At 39.4% G+C, this 12,092-nt stretch carries 9 protein-coding genes and 1 pseudogene; 5 read left to right on the top strand and 5 right to left on the bottom strand.

Features of this window, described 5'->3' with window-relative positions; all coding sequences use genetic code 11:
- Window positions 1-29: 29 nt before the first annotated feature.
- The 4 genes from asd (at window position 30) to yedF (ending at window position 3,258) form a co-directional block, all read left to right on the top strand.
- Entirely contained in the window at window positions 30-899 is an 870-nt protein-coding gene (gene asd / locus HMPREF9096_RS04965) for an archaetidylserine decarboxylase (RefSeq protein WP_032803387.1), read from the top strand.
- Between the two features lie 24 nt (window positions 900-923).
- Complete coding sequence (locus HMPREF9096_RS04970) at window positions 924-1,547, top strand: FKBP-type peptidyl-prolyl cis-trans isomerase (RefSeq protein ID WP_009500351.1); 624 nt, start codon at window positions 924-926, stop codon at window positions 1,545-1,547.
- Between the two features lie 203 nt (window positions 1,548-1,750).
- The gene (yedE, locus tag HMPREF9096_RS04975; RefSeq protein WP_009500350.1) at window positions 1,751-2,971 is read left to right on the top strand and encodes a selenium metabolism membrane protein YedE/FdhT; all 1,221 of its coding nucleotides are present in this window, start codon (window positions 1,751-1,753) and stop codon (window positions 2,969-2,971) included.
- Window positions 2,972-2,988: 17 nt separating this feature from the next.
- Window positions 2,989-3,258, top strand: coding sequence for a sulfurtransferase-like selenium metabolism protein YedF (yedF, locus tag HMPREF9096_RS04980; protein WP_005627337.1), 270 nt, complete (start codon window positions 2,989-2,991; stop codon window positions 3,256-3,258).
- A 62-nt stretch (window positions 3,259-3,320) separates the two neighbouring features.
- On the opposite strand, the pseudogene HMPREF9096_RS09395 reads toward yedF, so the two are convergent.
- The 5 genes and pseudogenes from HMPREF9096_RS09395 to nrfE form a co-directional block, all read right to left on the bottom strand.
- A pseudogene (locus HMPREF9096_RS09395) lies at window positions 3,321-3,651 on the bottom strand (5-methyltetrahydropteroyltriglutamate--homocysteine methyltransferase); the annotation flags it as partial.
- A 59-nt stretch (window positions 3,652-3,710) separates the two neighbouring features.
- Window positions 3,711-4,916 (bottom strand): NAD(P)/FAD-dependent oxidoreductase, encoded by a 1,206-nt coding sequence (locus tag HMPREF9096_RS04990; protein ID WP_009500346.1) that lies wholly within the window; start codon window positions 4,914-4,916, stop codon window positions 3,711-3,713.
- Window positions 4,913-6,070, bottom strand: a complete 1,158-nt coding sequence (gene nrfF, locus HMPREF9096_RS04995; RefSeq protein WP_009500345.1) for a heme lyase NrfEFG subunit NrfF — start codon at window positions 6,068-6,070, stop codon at window positions 4,913-4,915. The genes HMPREF9096_RS04990 and nrfF overlap by 4 nt, the downstream gene beginning before the upstream one ends.
- Complete coding sequence (locus HMPREF9096_RS05000) at window positions 6,067-6,597, bottom strand: DsbE family thiol:disulfide interchange protein (protein ID WP_009500344.1); 531 nt, start codon at window positions 6,595-6,597, stop codon at window positions 6,067-6,069. Before HMPREF9096_RS05000 ends, nrfF begins: the two co-directional genes overlap by 4 nt.
- Window positions 6,597-8,504, bottom strand: coding sequence for a heme lyase NrfEFG subunit NrfE (gene nrfE / locus HMPREF9096_RS05005; RefSeq protein WP_009500343.1), 1,908 nt, complete (start codon window positions 8,502-8,504; stop codon window positions 6,597-6,599). Before nrfE ends, HMPREF9096_RS05000 begins: the two co-directional genes overlap by 1 nt.
- 617 nt (window positions 8,505-9,121) lie before the next feature.
- Between nrfE and HMPREF9096_RS05010 the strand changes: the two genes are divergently transcribed.
- Window positions 9,122-12,092, top strand: a 2,971-nt coding sequence (locus HMPREF9096_RS05010) for an ESPR-type extended signal peptide-containing protein (protein ID WP_009500340.1), incomplete at its 3' end; no start/stop codon positions are given.

Below are 12,092 nucleotides of genomic sequence, written 5' to 3'. Positions count from 1 at the left end.
GCCTCTTTTTTTAACAAGGAAAGATAATGATGACTTCAAATTCTTATTGGCAACGCTTGAAAGTGGCATTTCAATATGTCATGCCGCAAATTTATTTAACTCAAATTGCAGGCTGGTTTGCTAAACAAAAATGGGGTGTACTAACCCATGTTGTAATTAAAGCTTTTGCGAAAAAATACAACATTGATATGAGCATTGCGCAAAAAGAACAATTTTCTGATTACGCAAGTTTTAATGAATTTTTTATTCGTCCGTTAAAAGAAAACGCGCGTCCAATTAATCAAAATCCTACCGCACTTTGTTTACCCGCAGACGGTCGCATTAGCGAGTGTGGTCATATTGACGATAATCTTTTATTGCAAGCTAAAGGGCATTTTTTCAGCCTAGAAGACTTACTAGCAGAAGATAAAGAATTAGTGGAAACCTTTAAAAATGGTGAATTTGCCACTACTTATCTTTCTCCTCGTGATTATCACCGAGTACATATGCCGTGTGATGGTACGCTACGCAAAATGATTTATGTACCAGGTGATTTATTCTCTGTGAACCCATTTTTAGCTCAGCATGTACCAAATTTATTTGCGCGTAATGAACGTGTGATTTGTGTTTTTGATACTGAATTTGGCACAATGGTACAAATTTTAGTCGGCGCAACCATCACGGCAAGTATTGGCACCACTTGGGCGGGCGTAATTAATCCACCACGCCACAACGAAGTGAAAACTTGGACTTATGAAGGCGAAAGTGCGGTCAAATTATTGAAAGGTCAAGAAATGGGGTGGTTCCAACTTGGTTCGACAGTGATTAATTTATTCCAAGCAAATCAAGTCCGTTTAGCTGATCATCTAAGCGTCAACGAACCTGTTCGCATGGGCGAAATCTTGGCATATAAAAAATAATTTTTAACGAAAGGAAAACATCAAATGAATTTTGAACAAGTAAAATTAGAAAGCGTTTCTGAAAAAGGTAGCTACGGTATTGGTTTGCAAATTGGCCAACAATTAGCCGATAGCCAAATGGAGATCACCGTTGAAGCTGTGGCAAAAGGCATTTTTGACGCATTAAATCATAATCAGCCAGCATTAGACATCAATGACTTAATGCATTCGGTTCAGGCACTTCAACAACAAGCAGCTGAAGCACAACAAGCGCAATTTAAAGCCATTGAAGAAGAAGGCAAAAAATTCTTAGAAGAAAATGCAAAAAAAGCGGGCGTAAACGTAACAGACAGCGGTTTACAATACGAAATCATGACTGAAGGCAATGGCGCAAAACCATCTGCAACAGATAAAGTGCGTGTACACTACACTGGTACATTACCAGATGGCACCGTATTCGACAGTTCTGTTGCTCGTGGCACACCAGCTGAATTCCCTGTAAATGGCGTAATTCGTGGCTGGGTTGAAGCATTACAAATGATGCCTGTCGGTTCTAAATGGAAACTCACTATTCCACACGAACTTGCTTATGGTGAACGTGGTGCTGGCGCATCAATTCCACCATTCTCAACACTCGTATTTGAAGTAGAATTATTAGATATTCTTTAATCAAAAAATACGATACCTATAAAGGCAAAGTAATAAAGATTTTGCCTTTATTGTTAAAATAATGTTATTATTTTGTCCGACAAATTTCATTTGTCTTATATCGCAAGTTTTGTGTATAGGAAAATGGGCACTTCTTTTTTCACTGCATTCATTATTTATACCTTTCTTGCAAATCTTTCTTTTCAATAAATTTAGGTTATCTTATGAAAGAGATTTGGCTACAATTCAAACAAGATTATTTAATTAAGTACTGGAATCCGATTGTCGCAGTGACTGCAGCAGGTTTGCTTTCCGCTTATTACTTTGGGGTAACAGGCACTTATTGGGCTGTGACAGGGGAATTTACTCGATGGGGAGGACATGCATTACAAGCATTAGGCGTTGATGTATCTGAGTGGAGTTACTACAAAATCATAGGAATGCAAGGTAACATCTTCTCACGTGTTGATGGCGTCATGATCTTAGGCATGTTTGCAGGTTGTATTTCTGCGGCACTTTGGGCAAATAATGTAAAATGGCGCAACCAACCACATAAACGTCGGATTGTTCAGGCTTTAATTGGCGGTGCATTAGCAGGATTTGGTGCACGTTTAGCAATGGGATGTAATTTAGCTTCACTTTTTACAGGTATCCCACAATTTTCGGTACACGCTTGGTTCTTCACTATCGCAACTGCAATTGGTACTTATGCTGGTGTAAAAGTCACATTACTACCAATATTTCGCGTTAAATTAGAACTGAAAAAAGGCGCAGCGAAAATAAAAGAAACAGATCCTAAACAAGCACAACGCCGTTTCTGGATTGGCATGGTTGTATTTTTTGCTTACCTTATTGCTTCTCTTTATGTCATGACTCAATCTATTAAACTTGGTTTTGCTATGCTTTGTGGTTTGGCTTTCGGGTTATTAATTGAACGAGCTCAAATTTGTTTTACCTCAGCTTTCCGTGACTTATGGGTAACTGGGCGTGCTTATATGGCAAAAGCGATTATTTTTGGAATATTAGTGGGCACAATTGGTGTATTTAGTTACATTCAACTTGGCGTCTCGCCTAAAATTATGTGGGCTGGCCCCAATGCTATTATTGGCGGTTTATTATTCGGATTTGGTATTGTACTCGCTGGTGGTTGTGAAACAGGTTGGATGTATCGCTCAATGGAAGGTCAAGTACACTTTATGTGGGTTGGCTTAGGTAATGTAGTCGGATCAACTTATCTCGCCTATGTCTGGGATGATATCGCTCCTGTTTTAGCACTTGATTACGAAAAACTTAATTTACTAAAATCTTTCGGGCCCGTGGGTGGCTTACTTGTGAATTACGGTTTATTAATTTTATGTTTAATTGCCGTAGTCTGGTGGGAACGTCGTTTCTTAGCCAAAGCAAAATCTCAAATAACCGCACAAACTGGCTGTGGATGTAATTAACCAAAAGGAGCATAATCATGGCATTTACTATTGTTCAAAAATTAGATAAAGATCCAAAAGACATTTCACCCGATTATACATTAGATACGTTAGGCGAACCCTGCCCTTACCCCGCTATTGTAATGTTAGAAACCATGCCACAATTACAAAAAGGTGAAATTTTAGAACTATTAAGCGATTGCGCACAATCTATCAACAACATTCCTATTGATACTAAAAATCATGGCTATACACTGCTAAGTGTAGAGCAAGATGGAACAAAATTGCGTTACTTAATTCAGCGTTAAAAAATGGCTCCATAAGGAGCCATTTATTATCTACCCATAAAATCAAATTAATCTTCGCCCCAAACCTCTTTAGCGATTTCTTCACGTGTAGCATAAATGCCCGTATTCCACTGAATAGGATACATTAATTGATTGGGACTAGGGATGGTATATTTAACTATGCTACGATCACCAACAATAACATTCAATTTCTTTAAATGCTCAATAAATAGATGATTTGGATACCTCATCTAACTGAGCTTGGACTAACTTTGTAATTTCTTGATCTTCAATCTCAGTTAATTGTTCACGAGAAATTTCACCTGATGCAAATTTTAAACGAGCCTCTTTTAATACTTGTGAACGTAAATAAGAGCCGACTGTGTCTGCATGTAGTGGGAGGATTTTTGACATTTTACTTCCTTATTTTATGATTTAATGAAAAGAATTCTAACGTATTTTCAACATCCCTTCTACTTTTCACTAATTCCTTGTGAACAAGCATAAGCCGAGCTCCACGCCCATTGGAAGTTATAACCGCCTAGCCAGCCCGTCACATCCAATACTTCACCAATAAAATATAAACCGCTTACTTGATTACTTTCCATTGTTTTAGAAGAAATTACTTTAGTATCCACACCGCCCATTGTCACTTCAGCTGTGCGATAGCCTTCTGTGCCATTAGGGGTGAATTCCCAGTGATGAATAAAATCCATTAGATTTTTTACCCGCACTTTACTGATGTTAGCGATAACTTCATCTTGCACAAGGCCTTGTTCAATCCAAAGCTCGACCAATTTTTTCGGAAGTAATCGAACCAAGATGGTTTTCAACATTTGTTTTGGTGAATGTTGTTTAGCTTGATTAATTTCCTCTTCCACATTGTGGTTCGGTAATAAATCAATTTCTACAGACTCAGTGGGCTGCCAATAATTGGAAATTTGCAACACCGCAGGGCCTGAAATACCACGATGAGTAAATAAAAGCTGGTTGTGAAACGATTTTCCGCACTGCGCCGTGATCGTGACTGGCAAGCTAATACCTGAAAGTGCGGTTAAAAATTTATCTGTTTCTCGATACGTAAAAGGTACCAAACTCGCTCGTGGAGGAATAACAGGAATACCAAATTGTTCTGCGATTTGATAACCAAATGGCGTTGGGCCAAGCCCTGGCATAGAAAGCCCGCCCGTCGCGACAATCAAATTTTTACATTGCCATTGGGTTGAATTTATCTGTAAAACAAACCGCACTTTTTCATCATTTTGAATCCGTTCAACTTGAGAAACTTCGCTACGCAGTAAAATCTTAGCACCATATTTATCGCATTCAGATTTCAGCATTTCAACGATTTGTTCTGCGCCCTCATCGCAAAATAATTGCCCTAATTCCTTTTCGTGATAAGCAATCCCTTGCTCCGCCACTAAAGAAATAAAATCCCAATTGGTATAACGGGCTAGTGCCGATTTGACGAAATGAGGATTTTGCGAAAGGTAATGAGCAGGCGTAACCTCTAAATTGGTGAAATTACAAAACCCGCCGCCCGACATCAAAATCTTACGTCCGATTTTTTTGCCGTTGTCAAAAACTGTTACAGACTTGCCTAATTTAGCCAACTGTGCTGCGCAAAATAATCCTGCAGCCCCTGCACCAATAATAATATTTTCAGAATATTGGCTCACGGATTTTGCCCTTTTTCACCACGTTGTAAAAAATCCAACATCTTCATTCGTTGAATAACTGAACGACGATCCACTGCCGCATTACCTGAATCTAATAACTGCTGTAAATACCCACTGGCTTGTTGATATTGGCGATTTTCTAAGGCAATTGTCGCCAACAAAGAAAGGCTAGATACTTCATTTTTATCTTTTGACAAAGCTTCATTCAAAAGTTGCTCGACTTTTGGGGTCACTTGCTGGCCTGCTTGATAATAAAGTGCGGTGGCTGCCAAGCCTAAAATATTAGGTTTACTTCCTGATATTTTTTCCGCATTAGAATAAGCCACAAGCGCACTATCAAATTCATTATTCTGCACATAGGCTTCCCCAAGTTGAAGCCAAGTTTCGGCATTATTCGGATCAGTTCGCAGTTTATTTTGGATCTTCTCAATCACATTTTCATTTTTGTGTTCATCATTCATTTCAACATTTTGATTATGTTGCTCAATCATTGATTGCTCGCCTTGTTGAACACGACTAAAACGATCAAGAGAAAAATAATAAACGCTTGGAATAGCAATTAATAAAAAGAAAATCACAAAAGAAAGTTTGTAATTACTTTTTCCGAAAAAATAAGTCTTTTGTTCATTTTGCTTAGGATCCGAATAAGGCTTAGCATTAACAGAAAAATATCGCTGTTCTTTTTCCAATGCACTTCCCTGCTCGACTGAAGATAAAGCCGATTTTTTTCTATTTGAGAAATAAAGCAATGCGGCTGCTAAAATTAAAAGAGCGACTGGCAACAGCCACAACAACGCCGTATTCCATTTGAATGGCGGTTTGTAATTCACAAAATCGCCAAATCTAGCGGTCATTTGATCGATAATTTGCTGATTAGTTTTGCCCTCATCCACCATTTTGTACACTTCAAGACGCAAGTCATAAGCAATAGGAGAATTAGATTCCACCAAATTTTGGTTCTGACATTGTGGGCAGCGTAAAGATTTTGCCAACTCTACGGCGCGAGTACGATCATCTTGATTTTGGAATTGATAGGTATCCACCATTTCCGCTTGGGCAAATAAGGAAAATGCAAATAAAAGTGCGGTCGCAAAAAAAACTGTTTTTTGAACCTGAATAAAACCGCGAGTAAAAATATCTAATATGCTTTTCATTTGTTCTTCAATGCTTCAATTTTTGGCAGAAAGACTGTTTGCCAAGTTTCTTTATCTAGTAAACCAGAATGGCGATAACGAATCACACCATTTTCATCCACAAGATAAGTTTCTGGCGCGCCATCCACGCCTAATTTTAATCCCAATTCCCCCTGGCTATCATCAATGGTGAAGACGAACGGATTGCCCATTCGCTTAAGCATTTCAATGCCATTTTGAGGATTGTCGCGATAATCCACGCCCACAATAGGCAACGTTTTTGCAATCTCAATTAACAGAGGATGTTCTTCCTTGCAATAACCACACCAACTGCCCCACACATTTAATAAAAATGGCTGTTTAGGAAAATATTTCGGACTTACGATTTGTGATGGCTCATGTAAATTAGCCTGATAAAACTCTGGAACAGGTTTATCAATTAAAGCCGACGCAATTTTTTTCGGATCTTGATTTAACCCTGCGATTAATAATACACACACGCCTAAAAGTACAAAGAGCGGTGTAAAAAAGATAAGTTTTTTGTTCATTATTTTTCCTGTTTTCTGCGCAATCCGAAGACGCTAAAAAGTGCTCCAAAGGCCATTAAAATACCGCCAGCCCAAAGCCAACGAATCAGTGGTTTATAATGTAAGCGGAAAGTAAATTCTCCTTTGCCGAGAGAATCGCCCATCACAATATATAAATCGCCCCAGAAACCGCTATCAAGCCCTACTTCACTCATTGTCATTGTTCGTACATCGTAATAACGGCGTTCGGGGATAATTTCTGCATAAGGCTTGCCATTTTCAGTTACGTCAAAAAAGGAGGCTTCTGCCGTAAAGTTTGGCCCGATTTCATTAGAAAATTGACGATAGTGAAATTCATATTGTCCCAATTTTTGACTTTGTTGCGGTGCTAAACGCACACCAATTTCACTGCCAAAATAACCACTCATCACCGCACCGATAGTCACAATCGCCACGCCACAATGCGCTAAAATCATACCAAATTGAGACAAACGAATTTGTCGCCAATTTTGCCATAAAGTGACGAACAAAAGCCAAATCGCAAGAGTTAATAACACAAAGGCGAAAGAATGGAAATTTAATGCAGAATTATGGCGTAGCTGTTGCCAAATCATCAAGCCGGCAAGAATTAAAGACGGAATCAACAACCATACGCAACGTATCAATAATGTGCGATCAAATTGCACCCAACGTATGGTAAGTGAAATCACCATTAAGATTAAAACTACCGTAATAATTGGGAAGAAAATACTATTAAAATAAGGACTTCCCACCGAAATTGAGCCCCAATTCATCGCCTGAAATAACATCGGGTAAAAGGTGCCTAAAAAGGTAGAAACCGTCGCAATGGTCAGCAAAATATTCAGTAATAAAATGCCACCCGATTTAGAAACGAACTGAAATTTCACCGCACTTTCTGATGAACGGCCCGCTCGTAAAGCGAATAAACCAAAGGCTAACACTGTCAAAACAAAGAAAATTAATAACAACACATAACCGCGCGTGTTATCCAATGCAAAAGCATGCACAGAAGTGAGTGCGCCAGAACGAACAATAAACGTGCCTAATACGCTAAAGGCAAAAGCAAGCAAAGAAAAAAGCGTTGTCCAATAACTAAATACGCCTTGTTTTTCTGTCGCCATTAAACTGTGTAATAAAGCCAAACCGAGCAACCAAGGCATTAAAGACGCATTTTCTACGGGATCCCAGAACCACCAACCGCCCCAGCCGAGTTCGTAATATGCCCACCACGCACCAAGCACAATGCCAATGGTTAAAAATAACCAAGAAACCAACACCCAGCCACGCATGGAACGTGCAATTTGTCGTGCAGACTGGTTATAAATCAACGCACTCAAACTCATCGCAAAATTTACCGCAAAGCCCACATAGCCAACATATAACAAAGGCGGATGGAAAATTAATCCCACATCTTGCAACATTGGATTGAGATCGCGCCCTTCTGCCGGTGCGGGAAAAATTCGTCCAAATGGATTGGAATAAAATAAAATAAACACCGCAAAACCAAAGCAAATTAATCCCAATAAAGATAAAGATTGAGCTGAAAAAGTGCGGTTATTTTTTCGATTAAAAAAAGCAAAGGCAGCAAGCCATAAACTCAATGAAAATAACCAAAACAACATTGAACCTTCATGCCCGCCCCACGTGGCAGCCACTTTAAAAAATGTAGGTAATTGGGAATTAGAATGTGCCGCTACATATTCAAGGGTGAAATCATCCACCGCAAAAGAATAAGCAAGCAAACCAATTGAGAACGTCGTCGCAAGGGTAAAAATATAACTAAGCGGCCAAGCTGCATTAATTAAAGTCGGATTTTTTTTGAATAATCCAAATTGAGGCACTAACGCAAGAAAAAACGCGCTAGCTGTTGCGAGTAAAAGAAGGAAAAAGCCAAGTTCTGGAAGCATAATATCGTCGTTTTCTTCGTTAAGGTTCAGATTCGTCCACTGACGAGTTATTTACTAATTCAAAAATACACGCCAATTTAAATCCGTATTAAAGTGCATTTTTCTCACCCGAATTCTACCGAAAATCCTAAATTTTGCACGCAGTTTGTGATTAAAACTAATTGCATAATAAAGAATAAATAACATGAATAAATAGAAAAAATATGCAGGTTATGGTTATGGTTATGGTTATGGTTATGGTTATTATTCTTAAAAATTTTCTTTCTATTTCAAATAATAAAGTGGTACAATCTGTTCCAAAATTCTATTTGTCTATTTCTAGTTCAGTAAACAAATAAATTGATATCTCTAAAACGTTAATTTCACTATTTATAATAAATCGGGCCATAAAATGAACTTTATACGTTGCATAACATGGAATGTTATCGGCTTTTTTAATATAACCAAGCTATTATTGAATCAACTAGTCTTTTATCACTTCCTGCTTTCCAGGCGGAAACACTCTTTTCATTAAACACTTTAATTTGTAAAACCACCCACTCATTCAATCTCCCCAATTTTTCCTCTGAGTATTGAACAGGGACATCTCAATTTTTCAAAAAAATAGGATTAAAAATATGAATCATATCTATAAAGTTATTTGGAATACGATCACACAAACATGGGTTGCCGTTTCCGAACTTAGCCGTGCAAAAGGCAAAACAAAATCAAGTAAAACATTAAATGCGGTAGTTTTAGCGACAGTTTCCGCTGGGGCTATTGTTGGGGGAGCTGAAGCTGCTATTAATTACCCACAAGGAACACATACAGTAAATGGAATGGCCATTGGTACTAATAGCTATGCAAATAGAAACTCTGTTGCTTACGGTGAAGCAGCTAAAGCTAACGATGGATATTCAGTTGCAATTGGTGCAAATGCAGTTACTAACAGGGTTGGAGATGACGAGGTTGGAGTATCTCCCGATAGAGGAATGATTGCAATTGGTAGTAATAGTGTTGCAAAACTTGAGGGGGCTACAGCGATTGGCTCCAAAGCAGAAGCAGCGGGACAACAATCTACTGCTGTAGGTAATGGTGCGCAAGCGAAAGGATATAATTCTTCTGCATTTGGTGAAGGGGCTATAGCAGAAAAGAATTATGGTGTGGCGGTCGGTAAGTCAGCAAATGCCAAAGAACAATTAGGTATCGCCGTTGGTAAAAATGCTAGTGCTGAAAATTACTTATCCACCGCTGTAGGTGCAAAAACACAGGCTAAGGGGGAATCGTCAATTGCGATAGGTTCAGGTGATTTGGCTGGAGGCACCGATTTAGATGCGCCAGAAGGAGCAAAAGCAACAGGTAACGCATCAATGGCTGTTGGTGCGAGTGCCAAGGCAACAGCTGACAATGCAACAGCTCTAGGTAAAAAAGCTACTGCTTCTGGGCGCGATTCTATTGCGGCAGGCGCAACCGCAAATGCCTCTGGTGAAGCTTCAGCAGCCTTTGGTGAAAGTGCTACAGCAAGTGGTAAAAAATCTATTGCGACAGGTTCCCACGCCTCTGCCTCGGCGGAAAATGCGATTGCTATTGGTAATGGCTCACAAGCAACAGATAAGGCTGAAAATAGTTTAGTTATTGGTAAGGGGGCGCTAGTAACTGCAAAAGACGCAACAGTTGTTGGTCCTGTTGCTCAAGCAAATGGAGAAAACGCGACAGCGGTGGGGCGTGGTGCGGCAGCGAATGGCACAGAATCAACCGCTTTAGGTCGTGGCACAAAAGCAGATGGCAACCAATCTATTGCATTAGGTAAAGGTGCTAACGCTAAAGTAGATAGCGGTGTGGCACTGGGTGATGATTCTGTTGCTGATCGTACTGCACGCAGTCAAAATGGAATTGTTATTAATACTAGCGATCCTAGCAAAAGCACAGGATTTAATACTGAAAACAGTGTTTATGCACCAGTACGTTTAGTGGATGCTCCTGAAGCATTAAATCTAATTAAAAATACTATAAAAGGTAACAAAGGTGCGGTTTCTGTAGGGGATTCTAGCAATACTCGCCAAATTATTAATGTTGCTGCGGGTAGCGCCGATTCTGATGCTGTAAACGTTGCACAATTAAAAGCCGTTGCTGGAGCGATTAAACATTATGATGTTGTTTCACCAAATGGCGATATTACGGTTACTCATCCAGATCCACATGATCCTAATAAAACAGTTTGGAATTTAAATCTTAATCCCGATCGTGTAAAAGAAATTACAAAATGGAAATTGCGTGATGTAGATGAAAATGGTAATACCGAAGCAGGTAAAACCGATGCTTTAGTAAAAGGTGATGAAACCGTAACTTTTCAAGACACCGATACAATCAATGTGGAACGCGATGGCAAAACCTTAAAATTCAGAACGAAGAAAAATATTAAATATTTCTCTGTTAACTCTAGCGGTGGCACCAATGAAGATAATAAAGGTGCAACTGGGGATAATGCGATTGCGATTGGTAAAGACGCAGCCTCATCTGCAAATAACGCTGTAGTAATTGGTAAATCAGCGACAGCATTAAAAAATAATGAACAATATGACTTAAATGTTGGTACAGCAACAAGTAATGCCGACAGCGCTGTTGTGATCGGTAACGGTGCAACCAGTAAACAAGCTCGTACAGTAGCAATTGGTAATGCTGCAACAACGTTACACACTAGTGCAATTGCAATAGGTGATAAAGCTTACAGTAATGGTGCTCGAGGAATTGCAATTGGTCGAAATGCTCAAAGTACAGGTAATAATTCAATTGCACTAGGTGCAGGTGATCAGAATGATAGTAATAAAACTACTGCGAGTGCGGAACACGCTGTTGCCATTGGCTCAGCTGCCGTAGCAAACATCGCTGATGGTATTGCTTTAGGTTCAAAATCAGAAACAACTGCAGCTTCAGGTCAAACTGGCTTTGATGCATCTACACATGATGGGCGAGCAAATCACTATGATGGACTCAATGGAAAAACGCTTACCTCTAACCTTGCTGGACTATCAATTGGTAATGGTAATAAAACCCGTCAAATCAACCACCTAGCTGCAGGTAAGGCAGATGATGACGCAGTAAACGTAGCGCAATTAAAATCCGTGAACCTTGCCTTCAAAGGTGACAACAATACAAAAGGTGATGTACGTTTACACGATCAACGTTTATCTGTTGTTGGTGCGACAGGTAGTTTTATTACAACCAAAGCGAGTGATAATAAATTAGAAATCAATACAACCAAATCAAACGAACTTCAATTCACAGCGGGGGCTGCCAACAATATTACCACGCCAACCGGCTTAACTACCGATAAAGCAGTTGCTAATGCTATTAATAATAGCGGCTGGACATTACAAGCTGGTGATAAAACAGTAGGCTTAATTAACCCAGGTGATAAAGTCAATATTGCATCAGGTAATGGCATTACCGTGACACCAACTACAGAAGCGAATGGCGTTTCTAAAATTACCATTAATGCGACAGTTGCTGGTATTCAAGCGGGTCGTAATGTAACAGTGGAGACCACAAATGGCGTTTCTACCATTAACGCCATTGACACCAACACGCAAGCAAGTGTATCTAAATTAA

The organism is Haemophilus sp. oral taxon 851 str. F0397 (genome assembly GCF_000242295.1).
Lineage (GTDB): Bacteria > Pseudomonadota > Gammaproteobacteria > Enterobacterales > Pasteurellaceae > Haemophilus.
Note: the sequence above shows the minus strand (reverse complement) of the source record. Positions and strands in the feature narration are given on the sequence as shown.